Annotated in this window: 16 protein-coding genes; 8 read left to right on the forward strand and 8 right to left on the reverse strand. The window is 42.6% G+C overall.

Annotated features, from left to right (window positions below):
• Positions 1-11: 11 nt before the first annotated feature.
• The 3 genes from B151_RS0104470 to B151_RS0104480 all read right to left on the reverse strand — a co-directional run bounded on the left by B151_RS0104470 (position 12) and on the right by B151_RS0104480 (position 5804).
• On the reverse strand, positions 12-1811 hold the full coding sequence (locus B151_RS0104470) for a M3 family oligoendopeptidase (protein ID WP_020402406.1): 1800 nt from the start codon (positions 1809-1811) through the stop codon (positions 12-14).
• A 255-nt stretch (positions 1812-2066) separates the two neighbouring features.
• Positions 2067-3506, reverse strand: coding sequence for a T9SS type A sorting domain-containing protein (locus B151_RS19370; RefSeq protein ID WP_051069713.1), 1440 nt, complete (start codon positions 3504-3506; stop codon positions 2067-2069).
• Positions 3507-3587: 81 nt separating this feature from the next.
• The gene (locus tag B151_RS0104480; protein ID WP_020402408.1) at positions 3588-5804 is read right to left on the reverse strand and encodes a PAS domain-containing sensor histidine kinase; all 2217 of its coding nucleotides are present in this window, start codon (positions 5802-5804) and stop codon (positions 3588-3590) included.
• A 260-nt stretch (positions 5805-6064) separates the two neighbouring features.
• Here B151_RS0104480 and B151_RS0104485 point away from each other — a divergent pair, with 260 nt between their 5' ends.
• From B151_RS0104485 to B151_RS20080, 6 genes are all read left to right on the forward strand, one after another.
• Positions 6065-9727: a multifunctional oxoglutarate decarboxylase/oxoglutarate dehydrogenase thiamine pyrophosphate-binding subunit/dihydrolipoyllysine-residue succinyltransferase subunit gene (locus B151_RS0104485; RefSeq protein ID WP_020402409.1), complete on the forward strand. Its 3663-nt coding sequence runs from the start codon at positions 6065-6067 to the stop codon at positions 9725-9727.
• 145 nt (positions 9728-9872) lie between these two features.
• Entirely contained in the window at positions 9873-13508 is a 3636-nt protein-coding gene (locus tag B151_RS19375; protein WP_020402410.1) for a zinc-dependent metalloprotease, read from the forward strand.
• Positions 13509-13533: 25 nt separating this feature from the next.
• Complete coding sequence (locus B151_RS0104495) at positions 13534-14124, forward strand: YdeI/OmpD-associated family protein (RefSeq protein WP_020402411.1); 591 nt, start codon at positions 13534-13536, stop codon at positions 14122-14124.
• Positions 14125-14266: 142 nt separating this feature from the next.
• Positions 14267-14452: a hypothetical protein gene (locus B151_RS20490; protein WP_425402404.1), complete on the forward strand. Its 186-nt coding sequence runs from the start codon at positions 14267-14269 to the stop codon at positions 14450-14452.
• Positions 14442-14642, forward strand: coding sequence for a PIN domain-containing protein (locus B151_RS0104500; RefSeq protein ID WP_020402412.1), 201 nt, complete (start codon positions 14442-14444; stop codon positions 14640-14642). The genes B151_RS20490 and B151_RS0104500 overlap by 11 nt, the downstream gene beginning before the upstream one ends.
• Before the next feature lie 73 nt (positions 14643-14715).
• Positions 14716-14862: a PIN domain-containing protein gene (locus tag B151_RS20080; protein ID WP_020402413.1), complete on the forward strand. Its 147-nt coding sequence runs from the start codon at positions 14716-14718 to the stop codon at positions 14860-14862.
• Here the strand turns inward: B151_RS20080 and B151_RS0104510 are convergent.
• The 5 genes from B151_RS0104510 to rsmA form a co-directional block, all read right to left on the reverse strand.
• Entirely contained in the window at positions 14847-15242 is a 396-nt protein-coding gene (locus tag B151_RS0104510; protein WP_020402414.1) for a DUF3224 domain-containing protein, read from the reverse strand. The genes B151_RS20080 and B151_RS0104510 overlap by 16 nt on opposite strands.
• Positions 15243-15248: 6 nt before the next feature.
• Positions 15249-15671 (reverse strand): hypothetical protein, encoded by a 423-nt coding sequence (locus tag B151_RS0104515; RefSeq protein WP_020402415.1) that lies wholly within the window; start codon positions 15669-15671, stop codon positions 15249-15251.
• A 190-nt stretch (positions 15672-15861) separates the two neighbouring features.
• Complete coding sequence (gene groL / locus B151_RS0104520) at positions 15862-17532, reverse strand: chaperonin GroEL (protein WP_020402416.1); 1671 nt, start codon at positions 17530-17532, stop codon at positions 15862-15864.
• A gap of 50 nt (positions 17533-17582) precedes the next feature.
• Positions 17583-17870, reverse strand: coding sequence for a co-chaperone GroES (groES, locus tag B151_RS0104525; protein WP_020402417.1), 288 nt, complete (start codon positions 17868-17870; stop codon positions 17583-17585).
• A 165-nt stretch (positions 17871-18035) separates the two neighbouring features.
• A complete protein-coding gene (gene rsmA / locus B151_RS0104530) occupies positions 18036-18809 on the reverse strand; it encodes a 16S rRNA (adenine(1518)-N(6)/adenine(1519)-N(6))-dimethyltransferase RsmA (RefSeq protein ID WP_040516580.1) in 774 nt (257 codons plus the stop codon).
• A gap of 215 nt (positions 18810-19024) precedes the next feature.
• Between rsmA and B151_RS0104535 the strand changes: the two genes are divergently transcribed.
• Together B151_RS0104535 and xerD are read left to right on the forward strand one after the other, a co-directional pair.
• Positions 19025-21451 carry an HD family phosphohydrolase gene (locus B151_RS0104535; protein WP_020402419.1) on the forward strand — a complete coding sequence of 809 codons (2427 nt, stop codon included), beginning with the start codon at positions 19025-19027 and terminating at the stop codon, positions 21449-21451.
• A 2-nt stretch (positions 21452-21453) separates the two neighbouring features.
• Positions 21454-22365: a site-specific tyrosine recombinase XerD gene (gene xerD / locus B151_RS0104540; protein WP_020402420.1), complete on the forward strand. Its 912-nt coding sequence runs from the start codon at positions 21454-21456 to the stop codon at positions 22363-22365.
• The last annotated feature ends 4 nt before the right edge of the window (positions 22366-22369 follow it).

The following is a 22369-nucleotide window of genomic DNA, read 5'->3' on the forward strand; positions in this document are numbered from 1 at the left end:
TTGATAATTGATTACTTGATTTGGTCTGCCATACGTTCTGCATCTTCAATCATTCGTTCAAATGAGGCTAACCCCTTGTTCCAGAAATCACGTTGGGTGATGTCGAGGCCCATTTTTGCTACCAGCTCGTGTGGCCATTCAGATCCTCCGGCACTTAACAATTCCATGTATTTGTCAGAAAAACCATCGGGGTGGTTCGTGAATTCTTCATACAACGCAAGCACCAGCAATTCGCCGAAAGCATAAGCGTACACATAACCCGGTGTATGCAGAAAATGCGGAATATAACTCCACCAGATACCGTACTCATCAGTAAGGGTGACAGAATCTCCATACAATGCCTTCTGTTGTTCCATCCAAAGTTCTGAGAATCGTTGTGTAGTCAACTCACCCTCTTCCCTGCGGGCCGTATGCATAGCGTGCTCAAATCGGTTCATGGAAATTTGACGAAAAACTGTTGCAATGGTATCGTCAATCTTGCCAATAAGCAGCGCCAGTTTTTCTTTGGGATCATCCAGTTCTTTCATCAGTTTCTGGAAGACCAACATCTCTCCAAATACAGAAGCCGTTTCAGCTGTTGTCAATGGTGTGGATGACTGTAACACACCTTGTTGACGAGATAGGTATTGATGTACTCCATGTCCTAATTCGTGAGCCAGTGTTTGCACATCACGAATTTTTCCATCAAAATTCATGAATACGTAGGGGTGAGCCGAAGGAACCGTACTGGCAGAATATGCTCCTCCCCGCTTGCCCGGCTTGATGGCTGCATCTATCCAATTCTTCTCAAAAAACTCCCGGGTGATCTCGCCCATTTCGGGATGAAATTTCGTGTACGAGTCTAACACCATTTCCTGCGCAGAACTCCAATCAATAGTAGCTTCATTCTCCAGCATGGGTGCATAGCGATCGTAATCTTTCATTTCATCCAGACCCAGCAATTCACGCTTTAACTTATAGTAGCGCTGAACTAATTCATATTTGCCGGTTACCGACTCAATAAGAGCATCAACGGTCTCACGATCTGTTTGATTGGCAAGATTCCTGGAATCAATCCAACTATCATATTTTCGAAGGCGGTCGTTGGTAGATTTATCATTCAAAATGGTGTTGAAAATGAACGTCAGCGGTCGGCTTAATTCATTGAATTTCTTTGTCAGCGAAGCGTGAGCTCTCTCCCGCAAGTCACGGTCACTTTCATGCAATTTGCTCAGCACTTCCTGCTCGCTAAGTTCTTCCCCATCCAACTCAAACTTTGCTGCGCCCAGCGTTTCATCAAAAAACCGAACCCAAGCGCTCCGGCCGGTTACTGACTTTGCTGACATGACCTTCTCCTGCCCCTCTTCCAGCACATGATCTTTATAGCGGCGAGAGTGCTCCAGATAATGTTTGTATTTCTTCAGCTCTTCACTTTCGATCAATCTTTGGGCATCTTCATCAGAAACCTTAAGCCATTCTACATCCAAAAAAACCAGTTTTTGGGATACTTCCGAGGACAGCTCATTCGATTCCGCCACCAATTTTCCATAATCGGTATTGGTGGTATCCGTGGACCACTGCAAATAAGCAAAAGAGCCTATTTTACCTGAACGGTCCAGGATTTCCTCATATTCATCCAGCATAGTTTTAAATTCTGAAGCTGCCAATTCGTTAATGCGTCCGCGGTATTTCTCTGAAAAAGCATCTGCATCTTCAATAACTATCTCTTTGTCTTTGGCCAGTTGGGGATCATTATTGGATGAATAGAGATCCGAGAGATCCCAATTGATATGTTCAGCGCCGGTTTTTTTGTGCTTGTCCTTTTCGCTCATTCCTTGATTTTTATTCGTTCTGCAGATGGTTACAGTGAGTTTGTTGAGATGAAGAATATAGGGGTTGCCGAAAGCGAATTAAAGATATCTTTGCATCTAAAATGATCTGTTCACTCGAATTGATTGTAACACTTATATCCCCGTAGAAAAAATGCCTTTTCTTCTGCAAATGATTTCAAGAAGTAACTCTTTTGAAACATTGTCTGACAAAAAAAGCCTCGCTAAAGAGGCTTTTTAAAGTACTTAACTCGTTTCCTATTTCACCAGCGAAATACTCCGGGTTGCAGTGAAGTTTCCTGCAGACATTCTTACGTAATAAATTCCACTTGAAAGTCCTTCTGCATTAAATTTTATGGTATATGAACCTGCAGCCTGCCGGCCATCAATGAGCTCGGCGACCTCTCTTCCAAGCAGATCATACACCTTGATGGATACCTCTCCGGCTTGTTCAATAGTGTATTGAATGTTGGTGGCAGGGTTAAATGGATTTGGATAGGCCGGAGCCAGTTTAAATCCTTTTGCTGCCAATGGATCTTCATAATTTGAAGTAGGTTCGGAGTTACTCCATCGTAATTCCGTCTTCATGTACTCTTGCAATCCTTCTCCGGAATCTACCTGAGTCACTATGGTTACTAAATTTCCAAAACTATCGTGAAGAAAACTTTCTTTCATATAGGTTTGAAGTGCAGGCGGTTCAAAATTGAACTTAACAAGAGCTGAGTCAATTCTGCTGTCTGTATTAAAGTAATATTCAACCCGCTCTTCTGCTGCCCATTCTACTTCGTTCCAATACTCAAAATTTTTGTGCAGCTTTGTGAGCATATCGTTTCCTAATTCATAGAATTTGTTTGAGCTGATACGTTCGGTATTCTCCCATGTGCTATCCAGATGTTCCTGAATGAGAACGTCAGGAAGTTCCAGGACGATCAAAGGATATGAAAAGATCATATCGTACAGGGAATGGTCCAGGTTCATGTAATAATTGAATAGCTGCTGAGGTGAAAAACCGGCATAGATCTCCCGCTCGGTTGACAGCCATTCGTTCTCGGATTTCACAAAATAGGTAATCACCGTGGTATCGTTACTACTGGTTACCGTAAACTTTTCTTCTTCAATAAAATTAAAGTTATCGGTTGTATAATAGATACCTCCGGAAATAATTCCATCCGTATAAGTGAAATCATCTTTGCCTGATACAATCCAGCCATTGATCCAGTCGGAGTACAACATGCCCGTAAGATGCTTTGTGCCGTTGAAGTCAGTATAACCGTAGCCGATGCGTTCAACGTTTTGAAGCTCATTGGTTTCCATATCTGCCTCTTCATAGATCTCCTGGGCCAGGTAACCATCCAAATAACTGTATGTGGTCCGGTCGCCTATGGTATAGCCCTCACCGTCAAATACAGAACCAATTACCTGTACTAAATTTCCATCCTGGTACTGATAATTTACTTTTCCATTGGTAAACCATCCTTCTCCCGACCAACTGTAGATCTCAGCCTCATTTAATACAGATAATTGACCGGCTTTTTGAAATTTAGGTTGAAGATATGCCCTGTTAAGCTTGCTCCAGATGTTACCCTTTTGTTGTGAGAGCATGGGGTGATTTGTTTGTATTTGGTTGGTTTGTGCTACACCCGGTTGCAAAACCATCACCAGCGCTAAGATTAGCAGCGCCGACATTTTCTTATTCATGTATTTTGTAGTTAGTGTTAAATAACGGAAGCGTATGTTACGATTCCCAAAAAAATGGTTTCGGCTCCCTAAAAAAATTTCTCAGATATTGGAATGAGGTCCCCGTTCAGAAATGCAAAATGTAAACTTCAGTTCAAACCGTCCTTTTGTGATAGCCTCATACTCAGCATGAAGTTGCTCAAGCTGGGCGCGAATAAGACTCAGACCCAGCGTGCCAGAGCTTTGAAATCCGGTTCCATTTTTGAACCCCGGACCATTGTCCCGGTATAAAAATTCCAGTGAATGCTCATTCACGTTCATACTAATGTCTATCTGCCCATCAAACCGTTTAAGAAAAGCATACTTAAAGGAATTAGTAAGCAATTCATTCATTAACAACCCAAGTGGAATAGCTTGGTTGATATTGAGTTGAAAATCTTCCAGATCCAAATTTATAACAACTCCATTCACGATCTGCATGGTCTGCTCGATAGCAGGAATCAGCTTATCCAGGTAGGTCTTGATGTTAATGGAAGACAGCTTTTCCGTTTGATACATCAGCTCATGTACCATCGCGATGGAATGGATGCGATTGATACTGCGCTGCAGGGGTAACTTAACCTCCTGATCGGTATCCATACTCTGTAATTCTAAAAGTCCGGATACTATCGCCAGGTTATTTTTTACCCGGTGATGAACCTCCGAAAGCAAGTAGGTTTTCTCTCGTAAAGCATCTTTTAGCTCTTTCTCATACTGCTTACGCTCTGTCACGTTTTGTTGTACAGAAATCCAGTGAGTGACCTTTCCCTCCTCGCCCTTTACAGGAACGATACTGAAACGTACCCAATATTTTTCCCCGTTTTTCCTGTAGTTGATGATCTCTGTTTCAAAGAATTCCTCGTTTTCAATAGCCTTACCTAATTTTTCCAACTCAACAGGATCCGAATCGGGCCCTTCTAAGATACTCGGAGGTTTTCCTATTATATCTTCTTTTGAGTACCCTGTTTGGTGATAAAAAGAATCATTTGCATACGTAATAACCTGACTTTGGTCGTCACCAGATTTGGCTTTAGTAATCAAAACCGCATCTTTTGCATGCGTTATCACGGATTCCAATAATCGAAGCTGCTCTTCCTCTTTCTTCTGCCTGGTGATATCCTGCGAAAATCCCCCGATCGCGAAAATTTCTCCATCCGCATTCTTGATGGGGAATTTGGTTTCAAAAAAAGTTTGCTCGCCAACCCGATGTTCGAAACTGATACTCTTACCCTCTTCAATCACTTTTTGATCTTTGGCCTTGCACCAGTCCGAGAAATCTTTATCAAACAGATCGTAATCCGTAATGCCCGGTTCCAACTTCAGGCCCATAAAATCCTTATAAGACCTGTTAAAAAAAAGATACCGGCCTTCGGTGTCCTTCATAAAAATCACCATGGGTGCATTATCCATCATTGTGCGGAGTTGTAAACGCTGCTGCTCTGCTTTCTCCTCAATTTCTTTCCGCAGAGAAATGTCCACAAATGTGGTAATAATGCGATCAAGCTCTCCATTTTCATTCATTTGTGGCTGCGCATCCACTTCCAACCACACATATTGATCTTTAGTGGGATTGTAAACTCCCATCACCACATTTCGAACCGATTTCTTCTCTCTGATCACTATAGTCGTTGGCAGGTCATCAAAGGGAAAAGGAGTCTTATCGGGCTTAACAATATCCCAATTTTTATCATCGGCTTTAAGGCCTGATAGCTCTCTTTTTTTAAGTCCAAGCAATTCTTCTGCTTTTACATTAGAAAGTAAAATGCTTGAATCTGCATCTTGTACCAACACCCCGATTTGAAGATCATCGAAAATGTTGTTCAGCGATTTATCAAAATGCTTTTCCGCTACAGATTGTTTCTCTACAGCTACCAGGTCATACCCGGTGTGGCTGTAAAATTGTTCATCGGTTTGCTCATCCTCAAGAATGGAACACTCCCATTTTACGCTCTTATATCGATTAGTGTCTTTAAGCCTGAACCGGTAAATGGTTTCCACCGGTTGATCATCTTTTTTGTTATGGCAAGATTCAAGATTCCGATGCAGCGTTTGAAGATCGGTATCCTCAATAAGATCCGAAAGGTTGATGGGTGAGGCATCTTTTTTGGGAAGAAAGATTTTTTTGAAGTGCTTATTACTGAATAAGACATCACCCCTTGCATTCGTAATAACAAAATATAAATTTGGAGACTTAGATATCCACCCGGGGATCAAGCTTTTAAATTTATTCTCTACCAAATCCAACTCCATCTCGATTTCATCTGAAAAGCAATTTCTCAAATTGAGACCGACTGTTTTATCCTTCCTTATAATAAATATACTCAATAAACGGATGTAAACCTACGCGCGGTAATAAAGGCTTTTTCCTGTTACATGTTGTGACAAAAGTACCGGCAGAAATTATCGTTTTTTAAGAATCTAATTCTTAATTTTGAGGTCATTCAAAAATCACTCTAAATCGGTTTTTTTGAACCATTTTAAAGGATTTTTCATTAGCACATTAAATCGCTGCCAAAACATCGCACGAGGATAACATACCATTGAAATCACTTGAAGCCGTCTTCGGTCCTAACTCCGCCCTTGTAGAAGAACTATACGATCAGTATCAATCCGATCCCTCCTCGGTTCCTGCCCATTGGAAACGCTATTTTGATGAGCTCGAAGGGAAACCGGTTGATGCGTCCGAACCTGAAGAACTCCAACCTGTTAAAACACCAACTCAGGCCCCCTCGAATGGAGACACTAAGGTTCAGGCCAAAGAACAGGAGGAAAAGAAAAAGCCGGAAGCAAAGAAAGAACCTGAAGCTCCCAAAAATGCAACGCTTGAGAAGATCAAAGGGGTAGCTACTAAGATCGTTGAGAATATGGATGAGTCGCTGGAAGTGCCAACGGCAACTTCATTGCGTGTGCTTCCTGTTAAAATGATGGTAGAAGACCGAACCATCATCAACCGACATTTACTGCGTCGCCACGAACCCAAGGCTTCATTCACCCATTTCATTGCCTGGGCGATAATCCGTGCACTTAAAGAATTTCCAAACTTAAACAGCTCTTATTTATACCAGGATGGGAATCACTACCGCGTGATCCCTGATTCTGTAAATCTCGGTGTTGCTGTTGACCTTGAAAGCAGAGACGGTTCCCGAAACCTTGTGGTGCCAAACATCAAAGGCGTAGACAAAATGAACTTCAAAGAGTTCTTACACGCCTACGCTGAACTGATCGATAAAGCCCGGAATGGAAATCTACAAATCGAGGATTTCCAGGGTACCACTATCAGCATTACAAATCCCGGCACCATTGGCACTGTTTCTTCGGTTCCCCGATTGATGAAAACACAGGGAGCCATTATTGCTACCGGAGCCATCGACTACCCGGCTGAATACCGTGCGATGTCCAAAGAAGTGCTCAATCAACTTGGGGTTAGCAAGGTGATGACGGTTACTTCAACTTATGATCATCGCATTATTCAGGGGGCCGAATCCGGTATGTTCCTGAAGAAAATTGATGACCTGCTGAGCGGACAGGAAGATTTTTACGACCAGATCTTTGCCGATCTGGATATTCCTTATGAGCCGCTACCCTACGGAGAAGATACGTACTCCGGACCATTTTCCGGCGGTGCCAATACGCTTGAACACGATCAGCGCGTGGTTGGTGTTTGGCGACTTATCAATATGTATCGCATGCGCGGACATGTGCTCGCGGATCTTGATCCTCTTGGTAAAGAACCGGGCAAAAATCCGGAACTGGATCTCGAATATTATGGACTTTCTCTTTGGGATCTTGACCGCGAATTCTACTGTGGTGGACTCGGAGGCAAAGAAAGAGCGACCTTGCGCGAAATCATCAGTTTGCTGCGGGATACTTATTGCGGAAATATTGGTGTAGAATACATGCACCTGCTTGATCTTGAGGAACGCAAATGGCTGCGGGAATCTATGGAATCCACCGGCAACAATGCTCAGCTTTCTAAAGATGACAAACGAGAGATCCTTCACAAGTTAAATCAAGCGATGGCTTTTGAGGAATTTCTGCACAAAAAATACATTGGTCACAAACGTTTTTCCCTGGAAGGAGCCGACACGCTCATCCCGATGATTCACTTTATGCTGGAACGCGCCGGGGAGCATGGTATCGAGAAATTCTTCATGGGTATGGCACACCGAGGCCGGCTAAATATGCTGGTGAATATTATGAATAAGCCGTACCACCGCGTATTTGCAGAATTCGAAGGAAATATTGATCCAGATTCTATTCAAGGTTCCGGGGACGTGAAATATCACCTTGGAGCAAAAGGCATTCACAAAACCGCCAATGGCTCTGAGATCGAGCTGCAACTAATGCCCAATCCTTCCCACCTTGAGGCAGTAAATCCGGTGGTTGAGGGGGCCGTTCGCGCCATGCAGGATCATCACGAAAAAGAAGATCCGCAAAAGCGTGTCGTTCCTGTTTTAATGCACGGTGATGCTGCTTTTGCAGGTCAGGGTGTGGTTGCTGAAACCTTGAATATGTCTCAGTTAGATGGATATAAGACCGGTGGAACCATGCATATCATCATCAATAATCAGATTGGATTTACGACCCTTCCAAAAGACGGGCGTTCTACAGAATATGCTTCCGATTTGGCCAAGATGATTCTTGCCCCAATTTTCCATGTAAATGGGGATACTCCGGAAGCGGCCGTTCACGCCATCCAAATGGCGCTCGATTACCGTCAGAAATTCGGTAAAGATGTGATCATCGATCTTATTGGCTATCGTAAGCACGGCCATAATGAAGGTGATGAGCCTGCATTTACACAACCGGGCATGTATAAAGAAATTAACGATCACGCTCCCGTTCGCGATGTATATACCGATCATTTAGTGAAGGTTGGAGAGCTCACAAAAGAAGAGACACAACAGATCTTCGATGAATTTGATCAGTTGTTGCAAGAAGCTTTTGAGGATGCCAAAAAAGCACCAAATCTCGAAGTGACCGACAATCTCATCGATCGAACCGAAACGCCTCAGGATGAGTGGAAAGCATATCCGGATACGACCTATCCTGCTGAGGAGCTCAAGGAAATTGCAGTCAAACTCAACACCGTTCCAAAAGATTTTGATGCCAATCCCAAGTTGCTCAAACAACTGGCAAAACGTGCAGAAATCGTTGATAAAAACGAGAAAAAGATCGATTGGGGTTTTGCTGAATTACTGGCTTTCGGTTCACTCCTGAAAACAGGAACTACAATTAGATTGACGGGTCAGGATGTAGAGCGTGGAACTTTCTCACACCGACATTCGGTACTTCACGGTACGGAAACCAATCAAAAATTTGTACCCCTAAACAATCTTTCCGACGATCAAGCTCGCTTTCATGTATATAACAGTTTGCTAAGTGAATTTGCGGCTCTTGGATTTGAATTCGGATACAGCGCTGAAAAACTGGATGCCCTTGTGATCTGGGAAGCTCAGTTTGGTGATTTTGCCAACGGAGCGCAGATCATCATTGATCAGTTTGTTAGCTCGAGCGAAGCCAAATGGGGACAGAAAACAGCTCTGGTCATGAACTTGCCACATGGATACGAAGGACAGGGACCGGAGCACTCCTCTGCCCGACTCGAGCGATTCCTGCAGCTTTGTGCCGAAGATAACATGCAGGTAATGAACCTGACTACCCCGGCTCAATATTATCACATGCTTCGTCGTCAGGCGCTTCAGGAAACCAAACGTCCTGCTGTCCTGATGACTCCGAAAAGCTTGCTCAGGCATCCAATGGCAACCTCAAGTCGGGATGAACTGGCCGATGGAAAATTTCAGCCGTTCATCGTAGATAAAGATTATACGGATCCGAAATCCATTAAGCGGTTGGTCATTTGTTCCGGAAAGGTGTATTACGATCTGCTGAAATACCGTCAGGAGAATGAGATCGAAGATGTAGCCATTGCCCGACTCGAACAATTCTATCCATTTGCGGATGAAGAGATCGAGGAGCAGCTCAAAGATTTCACTTCCGTGAAGGATATTGTCTGGTGTCAGGAAGAACCCAAGAACATGGGGGCCTGGACTTTCGTAGCCCCCCGATTTATGGAGCTTCTTCAGGATGGACAAAAGATCCGGTATGTCGGACGACAGGCTTCCGCTTCTCCTGCTGCTGGACAGAAGAAGATCCACGAGGCTGAGCAAAATAAACTTGTGGAAGATGCGATGAACGTTTAACCGATAATCGGTTCATTTCTTTGCAAAGAATGTAGCCAAAAGCCCATGCACAACTTGTTGTGCATGGGCTTTTTTTATACACCTAAATTTGTTTCATCTACTGTTTTTGTTTAAGATATGTCCATAATTTCATCAAACTGATTTTATGTACAGCCTTCAAAAAACATTTATAGCATCTCTCACCTTTCTTCTTCTTTTCTCTTTTGGGATTAAGGCTCAGGACTTAAAATTCAATTCAAAAACCGCCAAGTCCACAGGCGAGACACTTTACCAAGTTCGGGTCGATGAATCTGTTTTACTGAATTCGTTAAAAGAAGGTCAAAATCTGGAATTAGAGTTGAATGGGAAACGATATATCCAACAAGTTAAAAGAATGAAACCCCTCAAATTTGGCTACAGAGGTATTTCAGGAATGCCCATTGAAGGGAACAGCCATAGTTATTTGTTACTTAAGGATAGGAAGCTGTCAGGTGTTTTGCATTTTGAAGGCACTCCTTTTCGCCTCTCTTTTGAAAAGGGTGAATACCGCTTCTTTGAGATTACAGAAGAAGCTCATTCCTGTGCTTTTGATGCTACGATTTATCCTCGAAATCATTCAAAATCAATAACAAAAACCGGCGGAGAAAATGCCATTCCAAGTTATGATCCGGAAGACTATAGCGATACCACCACCGTGGATGTGCTGGTGCTGTACACAACAGCCGCTAAAGAATGGGCCGCTAACAGTTCTAATGTGACTGACATTTTTGAATTGATCGCTTTAAATGAAAGCTTCAAAAATACGATCATAGATAACTCTGAGTTGGCGTTAAAGATTCGCTTTGTTAATTACCTGGAAATTGCTGATAACAATGAAACTTCAGCATCAGATATTTTAACTGATATGGCTTTGAATACCTATACAGGCTCCCCGGATACGGTAGATATTCATGCACTTCAGGATCAATATGGAGCCGATTTAGTTACCATTTATGAATATTTCAATGACGGTACAGGAGGAATTGGATACCGCCCAAATGAAGTGGGGGGTACTCCGGATTATGGGTTTTCTGTAAACCGAGTGCAACAACTCTACTTCACTTATACAGTGATGCACGAATTAGGGCATAATTTTGGGAACGCTCACGGACGAACCCAAGCCAACAATGCAGCCGGTGAAAAAGGCGGTATTTTCCAATTTTCTACGGGACATTCTTTTTCTGGCTCCAGCTCAAATGAATATGTAACCGTCATGCACTATGAAGGCTTGTCGAGTGGAGGAAGTGCCGAAACAGTACCTTATTTTTCAAATCCCAGGGTTACTTATGAAGATTCACTAACCGGTTCTTATTCAGGTGCCGGAGGCCCGTCTGATAACACTTTGTCTATGAGCATTTCAAAAAAATGGATCGCTGATTACCAAACCACGGTGATCGATCCTCCCTCATTATCTCTATCTACCACTGCTATTGAGGATACGGTGTATCCTTCCGGCGTTTCTGTCAGAGATATCATCATTGACAACACAGGTGATTCAGATTTAGAGATCTATCTTGATGGAGAAATGAACTACTCTACAAGCCTGAAAAGCAGAAAATCAAAGACCATAAAACAACCTTTAGAGATTTCGTACGGCTTTGAGGAATCCGAAGGATATGAAACAGGTAGCTATTCAGGATATAACAACTGGAAAACCACAAATGATGACCTCAACTTTGAGATTACAACTGCTCAGGCATTTTCCGGAAGTCAGTCTTTGCGAGTTCCTATGTACTCAAATTATCCAAGCCTGCTTTCACCCTATTTTGCCACCTCCTCCAGATACAGTGACTATTACATTTCTTTTAAGGCATACATGGAAGGATCACCGAGCGCCATTGTCAAGTTTCCATCCAGTGAAGATATTTCATCCGGGTTTTGGTTGCAGGATGACAATCAGATAAGATATTATGAAAATTCCGATGGATTATATTATTCCTACGGAGAAACCTACTCAAATAATAACTGGCATGATTTTTCAATTACTCTTACAGCTGATAATGGCGGAGAAGCAGGTTACATTTTTGATAATGGAACAACAAGAACCAGATCAAGCGGGTTGAATTTTCCGGAAATGCTTGAGATCTCCCTTCAAAGCAGCAACAGTTCTGACTACATATATATTGATGATCTTCAAATTACAGCCAACGACCTTTACGGTCCTGCCTTGTCCATCAGTGATAACAGCCTGACGATTCCGGCAGGAACCACTGATACCATCTCTGTTACTTTTTATGGGAACGGCTATACGGAAGGAATTTACGACGGGACTATTTACGTGGAAACAAACGATCCCAACAATGCTTCAATGACCATACCGGTCGACCTTCATATCGATCCCTATAACCTGTATTCCAATGATGAATTTGCCGTTGAACTTACCGGTCAGGAAGGATTCAGAATGCTAACCGCACCAACCGATGTCAACCTCATGAATTTCCTTGAGTCTTTGCATACGCAAGGTGCACTTAATGCTGATTACAGTGGCGGCAGTCCCAATGTTTGGATCTGGAACAATGCTTTTGCCGGAAATTCAAACTCCGGATGGAATCCGGTTGCCGATCTCGATACCACAATCTCTGCCGGTAACGCTTTTCTCATATATGTGTTCAATGAAGACATTTTCGGTGATTCTACCAGTCGTGGATTTCCGAAACTACTTACCGTTAATGGTTCACCCACCGATGTAGCTTCCCCTGATATCAACCAAAATGAGAATAGTTTTACTTTGGTTGGGAATCCTTTTCCCGCGACTGTTGACTGGGATGAAATTTATCAAAATTCAGGGACTACCGAACTTTCAGGATCAATTTATGCTTATGATCCGGTTTCATCACAATGGAAATCCTATAACAGTGTTACCGGTGTCGGAGATCTTGCCAACGGTTTAATAAGGCCTTTTCAAGGGTTTTTTGTACAATCCTCCGGTTCAATTTCGAGTGAATCTTCTCTGGTATTTGAATCGAATGATGCCACTGCCGGAGGAGAATTCTATGGCAAGAACAAGAATAAAAGTCTTTATGGACGTTTTGAGATTTCGACAAAAGAGCAGACTCTGAGAAACAGTTCATATATAGTGATTCACGAAGAAGCCAAAAAGACCAAAGATGATCTTGATGCTGTAGAGATGCCCCCTTTTACGGCTGAGTATCTGAGTTTATCATTCCAAAGTGAAGATGAAACGGCGTTAGATATAAATGCAATTCCTGATTTCGGTCAGTCAATTACTATACCTGTTTCTATCCGAAGCTCGAATGCAGATCCGGTACTTTTTAGTATAACTGATGCTTACAATATGGATGATATTTCCATTTACTTGAACAGTGAAAAATGGTCTAAACCTATCAGCCTGAACCAAAAGATCGAACTGGATGTGCATCCTCTTGAATCCTCTTCACAAAAACTACTTACAAAAACTGCTTCCATCGAATTTGGTAATGATCTAAGCCTTACGTTCTTAAAACAGAACACGGCTACTGTTGAAGAATCAGCCTTGCCGAAAACATTTTCTCTGATGCAAAATTATCCGAATCCATTTAATCCCGTAACTGCTATCGAGTTTGGCCTTCCTCAAAAAGCATTCATTACACTTTCGGTTTATAATACCCTGGGACAATTGGTTGAAATACTTGTTGACGAATCTCTGTCTGCAGGATTTCATTCCTATTCCTTCGATGCCTCCAATCTTTCAAGCGGAGTGTATCTTTATAAACTTGAGGCGGGCACATTTGTAAGTACTAAAAAGATGATTCTTGTGAAATAATCCACTCAAATTTTAACTCAGACCAATGGCAAAGAAAACCGTAGATCAGATCTTATCGAAACATCCAAAATGGGAGGAAGGCCTTGCTCGCCTTCGAAATTTACTCATTCAAACCGACCTGAAAGAAACCATAAAATGGAACATGCCGGTCTATACTATCGATGGAAAAAATGTAGTTGGTTTGGGTGGCTTCAAACATCATTTTGGCATTTGGTTCTTCCAGGGTGCCTTGCTTCACGATTCTGAAGGAAAATTAGAGAATGCTCAAGAAGGAAAAACAAAAGCCATGCGGCAATTACGATTTTCTTCTATAGAGGAAATTGATGATACCGTTGTATTGGGCTTCGTCCAACAAGCCATAGACAACCAAAAGACCGGAAAAGAAGTAAAAATAGACCTTAAACGGGAAGCCAAAATCCCGCCTTTACTGAAGGAAGCTTTTTCTGAAGACAAAGAACTGAAGTCGCAATTTAAGTCTCTCACTCCCGGTCGACAAAGAGAATATGCCGAATATATTTCTGAAGCCAAACAAGAAGCCACTAAACAGCGCCGTCTTGAAAAGATCATTCCTCTGATCCAAAAAGGCGTGGGATTGAATGATAAGTATCAGAAGTAGAAAGCCGCGGAAATAGGCAATATTGTGCGTATTCGTTATATTATCTATGCGCATTAATCAGTTTCAAGTGTTTTGAGTAAGCAAACCCTACGTAGAAAAACACACCAAAGAGCGGGCTAAAAGGATTGCCAAAGAGAGAGGCATCAGTGTTTCCAAATTATTTGAAGAGGCCGTACAGCAGGTTGCGGAGCCTATTGAAGATTATACTCCTAAACCCGGAAGTGTTGCGGAGCGCATTTATAATATAATCCCTGAATCTGAAAAATTAGATCATTATGATTACAAAAAACTGAAGATGGATGCTCTAAAAGATAAATATGGGATTTAAAAATGTCCTCTTAGATACCAATGTTTGTCTTGATGCTGCTTTATTCCGCAAACCGTTTGCATCCAAAGCATTGAAGGTTTTTGAGGAAGCAGAAGAAAGATCGGTTACTTTAACGATTGCAGCGCACACTTTCGACACTATCTTTTACATTTTGAAGCGGGATTTTCTATGGAAAAAACCTACGAATTGATTATTGAACTTAGATCTTCATCTGTTGTTGGATCCGTGACTAAAGAAACCATCGATCGGGCTCTGCTATTAAAATGGCGGATTTTGAGGATGCCATTCACTACGTTATCGCCAAGCAATCAAATTGTGATGCCATCGTAACCCGAGATTCCTCCGGTTTTGCAGAATCCTCGATCCCTGTTCTTTCACCCGGCCAATTTATAGATCAATTGGGAAGCTGATAGTCAAACTCGTAAAAATGCTTTCCATCTTCTATGATGATATTCATGGAACCGGTTAATCCTTCCAGCTCTTCGGTTCCTGAATCGGGCACTACTTCCAGTATCAATCTTTCTGTGCCCTTATCCATAGTTCCGAAATGCTGTAAGACAAAGCTGCCTTTCTTTCCGGATAATTCACCGGATACTTGTTCAATCGCTACATAGCCCGCAGAGCCTTTTATTGGAGACATTGCAGCCAGCATCTCCCCTCGGCTTGTTGCGCTTAGTGCTCCGTAAAATGTTTTATCAATCGACATCCGATTCATGCTTACTCCATCTTTTCCCTCAGCATATCCTTCTATCGGTTTTGTTTTCACCTCAAATTCTCCTGAAATCTTCATGGTAATTTATTTTTCCTGTTGAAATTTTGACGCTAATAATACTCCAAGATAAGCCATCGGTAGATAGGCGCCAACCAGATCCACAATTGAAAACCATAGCGGGGATGGCAACATAACCACGTTTGAAACCCCTCCCAACAAAAAGAAAAGGCCTACCGGAAATGCCCATTTCATTGGATCTTTAGCCGCTATAAAAGCCGCAACCATCGCTCCCACCAAGGTTCCTAAAGCATGTGCCAGAAACGGCATCAAAAAGTGTTTGGGTTGAAACAGATGCATAGCCTCTTGTAAGCCTTCCATGGTAGTAGTATCAGTACCTGCCGGTGGGGGAATGATGGATCCACTGATCATAATGAGGCCCATATTTACAAACCCGCCAACTACAATACCGGTGATGAGCGCGAGGATATTTCTGAATATTGGTTTCATGGCTTTTCCTTAATCAATTTACTTATCAGAATTATAGGAAAATGGAAGACATAAAAAAATCCCGTTCAAAATGAATTGAACGGGATTTAAAATCTAAGTCCTTGTTACAACGCTCTGCGTTGTAACAGAGGTGCCAACGGAAACCATCGGCACAAGCAGGATTTTTCTTTCGAGATTTATGAGGGATGATTTACATCATTCCGCCCATGCCTCCCATTCCTGGCATTCCGCCGCCCATGCCACCTGGCATGCCGCCGCCGTTGTCGTCATCGTCGCCGCCTTTAGAAGGCTTGTCAGAAATAACAGCTTCGGTTGTGAGCATCAATCCTGATACAGAAGCAGCATTTTGTAGTGCTGTTCTGGTTACTTTGGTAGGATCGATTACACCGGCTTTAATAAGGTCTTCATAAACCTCAGTGCGGGCGTTATAACCAAAGGCATCTTTGCCATCCAGTACTTTCTGAACTACGATAGCACCTTCAACACCTGCGTTGTTTGCGATAGTGCGAAGCGGAGCTTCAATAGCTCTTCGGATGATCTGTACACCTACATTTTCATCATCGTTTGCGCCTTTTACTTTGTCGAGAGCAGATGCAGCACGTAATAATGCTACACCACCACCCGGTACAATGCCTTCTTCTACGGCAGCGCGGGTAGCGTGAAGAGCATCTTCAACGCGGGCTTTTTTCTCTTTCATTTCAACTTCAGAAGCTGCACCGATGTACAGAACAGCAACTCCACCGCTCAACTTGGCAAGACGTTCTTGCAGTTTCTCACGGTCGTAATCAGAAGTCGTACTTTCGATCTGAGACTTGATCTGGTTCACGCGAGCCTGAATATCATCATCAGCTCCGGCTCCATCTACAATGGTGGTGTTGTCTTTGTCGATAGTTACGCGGGAAGCTTTTCCAAGGAAATCGAGGGTAGCATTTTCCAGTTTGTAACCACGCTCTTCTGAGATCACTGTACCACCGGTTAGAATGGCAATGTCTTCCAACATGGCTTTTCTTCGGTCACCAAAGCCCGGAGCTTTAACAGCAGCGATCTTCAGAGAACCACGTAATTTGTTAACTACCAATGTAGCAAGTGCTTCGCCTTCAATATCTTCAGCGATGATCAACAGTGGGTTTCCACTTTGAACAACTTTCTCAAGAATTGGGAGCAGATCCTTCATACTTGAGATCTTCTTATCAAAGATCAGGATGTAAGGATCTTCCATTTCGGTAACCATTTTCTCTGAATCGGTCACAAAATATGGAGAAAGGTATCCGCGGTCGAACTGCATACCTTCTACGGTTTCGAGGTATGTTTCGGTTCCTTTGGCTTCTTCAACAGTGATTACACCATCTTTACCCACTTTTTCCATGGCATCGGCAATTAAATTACCAATGGTTTCGTCGTTGTTGGCAGAAATGGTTCCGATCTGTGCAATTTCTTTGCGATCGTCGATATCGCGGCTCATTTTCTTCAGGTCTTCGATAATAGCATTTACTGCTTTCTCGATTCCTGATTTAAGATCCATTGGATTAGCTCCGGCCGTAACATTCTTAAGGCCTTCGCTCAAAATGGCTTGAGCAAGTACGGTAGCTGTGGTTGTACCGTCACCGGCATTATCGCTGGTTTTAGAAGCCACTTCTTTAACCATCTGAGCACCCATGTTCTGGAGCTTGTCAGATAATTCAATTTCTTTTGCAACGGTCACACCGTCTTTTGTTACAAGCGGTGCACCAAATGATTTTTCAATAACAACATTGCGTCCACGTGGGCCGAGGGTAACTTTTACCGCATTAGCCAGCTTATCGACACCTTTTTTTAAGGCATCGCGCGCTTCAACGTCATAATGAACTAACTTAGCAGACATAATTATTTATCGTTTTTTATTTATGATTTAATTTCTTTGAAAAAACGGGATCAGGAAATGATTCCCATAATATCAGATTCGCGCATGATCAGGTATTCTTCTCCATCAAGAGTTACTTCTGTACCTGCATATTTTCCATAGAGCACTTTGTCTCCTTCTTTCACGCTCATTTCAATCTTGTTGCCGTTTTCTACTTTACCGGCACCAACCGCTACCACTGTACCTTGTTGCGGTTTTTCTTTAGCCGTATCTGGAATGATAATTCCGGAGCTGGTTTTCTCTTCAGCAGGCTCAGCCTGTACCAACACGCGGTCGCCTAAAGGTTGAATCTTAGCCATTTGTATGACTCCTGTTATTTTGGTTTAGGTTTTAAATTCTTGGGCTTATGCCCTTTTAGTGTTTCGCACTGCATTATGCAACTTCCGTACCAAACCAAATCAGGATTTTATCATTCCCTTTTTAAAGGCATTTAGCGTGTATTTTTAAAAGGAAATCTGACGTAATCAGGAAAGGCTGTCAGACTGCTCCAAATGCTCTGCCAACTTTGCATAAATATTGGGCGCCCAGTGTTCCGCTCTGTCATCAAAATTAAATCCTTCGGGCAGATCATCACCCAACACCGGCTTTAGAGAATTGCTTAGTTTTTTTCGCCGTTGGTTAAAAGCTGTACGCACTACTTTTTTAATCATATCATCTGAAACCGGTAAATCAGGTTTATCGAAATGAAGTTTTATGACTGAACTCATCACTTTGGGAGGCGGATTAAAGGAATGAGGATGGACATCAAAAAGAATTTCCGGGGTACTGAAAAGCTGTGTCTGCACACTTAAAATACCATATTCTTTGGATGATGCTTCTGCCACCAGCCGTTCTGCTACTTCTTTCTGCATCATCAAAATGGCTTCCGTAAATAACTTCCGATTTTCCATCAGATCAAATAATATAGGCGAGGTGATATAATAAGGCAGATTTCCAACAACAATATTCTTCTTATCTGGATCTACCAGTTCTTCCCAATTCACTTTAAGTACATCTTCCTCATGAATCGTAATATCAGGTAGTTCCTTCTTCAGCACCTCTACTGCACGCTGATCCAATTCAATGGCATGCAAATCCGTAAACTTTTCAGCCAGCCACTTCGTTAATGCTCCGGTACCGGGACCAATTTCAATGACCCGGGTATTTTCATCCGCATCGATGGTATCTAAAATTTGAAAGAGGACCATCTTATCGGTTAGAAAATGTTGGCCCAGACTTTTTTTAGTTTTGAAGGACATATATAGCAGTTAGCAGTTAGCAGTTAGCAGTTAGCAGTTAGCAGTTAGCAGTTAGCAGTTAGCAAACATCGTCAGCTAATATTCAACAATCAAATCTATTTAGGCATTATTTATGCTTGTATGATTACGGATAACGTAGTCAGACTACTGCAAAAAGATTTGTAAATTATACGTGGGTTAACAACCTTTCAAAAAATTTCAACAGAATCACTTTAATGAGTTTTCTCGAAAAATTAGGCTTAGGCCAAAAAAAGAAAGAGCTTTCTCCTCTCATTGGCGAAAAAAAGAAAAAAGAACAGGAAAAATACTCTCTTAAACGCAATCCTTACATTCGGTTTGCTATTGTTGTCTTTTTCATCGGTATCAGTGCTTTTTCTTTACCTCATAATCCGGTCAATTCCGGTTTGAATTATACTACCGGTCAACCCTGGAGAAACTCGGATCTGACCGCCCCTTTTGATTTTGCTATCAAAAAAACGGCGACTGAGCTGGAAGAGGAACGCCGCGAAATTCGTGAAACCACGCCTCCTATTTTCAGGGTAGACAATAACGTACCCATCACCATTCAGACTAGATTGGATTCTTTGTATCGTGAAATTCAGCCGGTACTCGAAAATTATCATGTATGGCAGTCTTCAAAGAACGATCGGGGATTGGCTCCTGATGACAGCTTACAGTTTTACCGTTCTTTGGAAGAATCAAACATCGATCTTACAGATGCGTCCTGGGAAATTTTATTAGAAAGCTATCATCAGGTACAACAACAGAATCTTTCACCAAATCAGTTTGAAGGAATTCAGGTAAAGCAACAGCTGGAATCGCTTATTGACCAACTGATGAATCAAGGTATTATCAATCGCAATAAAAGTACGTTGAATATCGACAAGATCACTTTGCGAAACACAAGTGAGAGTACAGAGCAATCCATTGATTTATCAAGGGTGAGAGATCTTCGAGAAGCCAATGAATTTATGCAATTCAGGCTGAACCAAGGACTTGATGAGCAACGGGTTCGCTTGGCTTTGGAGTTATATAATAAAGTCATTAGTCCGAATTACAAGTATAACGAAGAAGACACCCAAAGCAGGTTACAGGAAGAACTGTCCCGAATCTCAGAAACTACCGGTGCTATCGCTCAAGGTCAGGTGATCATTCGCCGTGGCGATATGGTGACTTCGGAAAAAGCCAATATCCTTGAAAGTCTTGCTGAAGCTCGTTCACAAAATGCCACTCAGATTGAGCGCTGGATTCGCTTTGGGGGGCAGTTGATCATTATCATTGCGGTGACTTTTGTTTTCTTCATGTACATCTACCTTTACCGGCGAAATATTACATCCGACAATGCCCTGTTCTTCCTGGTATTTTTGACCTTAGGATTGGTTTCGTTAGCAGCAGGCTTAATTAACTATTTTGATATAGCAAATCCCTACATAATACCCGTTGCAATAGCTCCTATCATCCTTACTATTATTTTTGACTCCCGCGTAGGACTGGTTTCCTCTATAATGTTAGCCAGCCTTTTGGGACTTGTAAACGGAAATAGTTTTGAATTCGTGATAGCAACTTTTGCGGCATGCAGCCTTGGTGTGTTTTCTGTGAGGGATATCAGGGATCGCTCCCAATTTTTCTTTACCACACCCGGTATCGTATTATTGACCTACATGCTGATATTAGGCTCTTTTAGCATCACGGCGCTCAAGGGATGGGAACAGTTCGGTTCGGAAATTTTGTACGTTTTGATCAGCAGTGTTTTTATTCTGTTTACCTACCCGATGATCTTGCTTTTTGAAAAGGTTTTTGGTGTAACGACTGATTTCACGCTGATCGAATTAGGTGATACCAACCAGCCCCTGCTCAAAGAGTTGATGAATAAAGCACCCGGAACATTTCACCACAGTTTACAGGTGGCTAACTTGTCGGAAGCGGCTGCTTCTGCAATCGGCGCAAATGCTCTGCTTTGTCGTGTCGGTGCCTTATATCATGATATCGGTAAGATGGTAAAACCGGAATATTTTGTGGAGAATCAAAGCAAGGGCGGGAATGAACATGACAAGCTCAAACCCCAAATGAGCGCTATGGTCATAAAAGCACACGTCAGCGAAGGCGTAAAAATGGCAGAAAAAGCCGACCTTCCCGAGATCATTATCGATTTCATCAAAACACACCATGGAACCTCGGTAATCCGATATTTCTTTGAAAAAGCCAAGGAAGATGAAAACCTAAAAAGTATGCTTCAGGAAGATCAGTTCCGATACGAAGGCCCTCTCCCTTCCACCAAGGAAACCGGTATACTCTTGTTGGCTGATGGTATTGAAGCGGCTTCACGAGCCATGAAAAATCCAACCTACAGTAAATTGGAGAACCTCGTGAATCGCATGGTTGATGATCGGGTAGCCGAAGGCCAACTCAGCCATTGTCCGCTTACATTCCGTCATCTGCAAGTTATTAAAGAAACCTTCCTGAACATTTTGGTAGGTGTGTATCACAGCCGTGTTGAATATCCTGAGGATAAGGAGCGCGAAGCCGAAGAAAAAGCGAAAGGATCGGCAAAAAAAGAAAAGGAACACACAGAGGATATCTCAGAAGAAACCCTTTCAGAAAACGGCAGTGAAACGGTTCAACAAGAAGAGAAAAACAATTAGCCGTGGCTTTTAAACAGGAACTGGATCTTTACCTTCAGTTTATAAAGCTCGAAAAAGGATTGACCGAAAATTCGGTGGTATCCTATAAAAATGATCTGGAGCGTTATTTCCTCTTTCTTACTACCGAGAAAAAGATCAAGGACCTGGCAGGAGTTACGCTCAATCATATCGAAGATTTTCTGAATTATTTGGTGGATGAGGAATTGCTGTCAGCCAGTTCTTTAGCCCGTAATATTAGCAGTATTCGTGGATTTCATGAATTTGCGGTAGTGGAAGGTATCACCAAAGCAAATCCGGCTGAATTGGTGGAACTACCCAAGAAAGCATCCAAACTGCCCGAAGTATTGGACCGTGAGGAAATTGAAGCCATCCTCTCCACCCCCGACTTAACCACCGACACCGGCATCCGCGACAAAGCCATTCTGGAAACTTTATATGGAACCGGAATGCGAGTCAGCGAGCTTACGGGGCTCGAACAAGACCGCCTTATTTTCGAGATCGGATTTATCCGCGTGATCGGAAAGGGAAACAAGGAGCGGCTGGTTCCTGTGGGTGAAATTGCACAGGATGCTATCTCACATTACACTGAAGCCGTACGCCCTCGGTTTTTTAATCCTGAAAAAGCACACAAAGCCAAGAACAAAGTCTTTTTGAGCATGCGCGGAAGTGCATTGTCCCGCATGAGCATCTGGAATATCGTGCAGAAAGCAGCTGAAAAAGCGGAAATCGACAAAAACGTGTATCCTCATATTTTCCGACATTCCTTTGCTACCCATTTGCTGGAAGGTGGTGCCGACCTCCGAGCTGTACAGGAAATGCTGGGACATTCTTCCATTCTTACCACTGAAATATATACCCACATCGACCGCTCTTTCTTACATCAGGTGCATAAAGAATTTCACCCCAGGGCCTGAAGAA

This window comes from Gracilimonas tropica DSM 19535 (assembly GCF_000375425.1).
Classification (GTDB): Bacteria; Bacteroidota; Rhodothermia; order Balneolales; family Balneolaceae; genus Gracilimonas; species Gracilimonas tropica.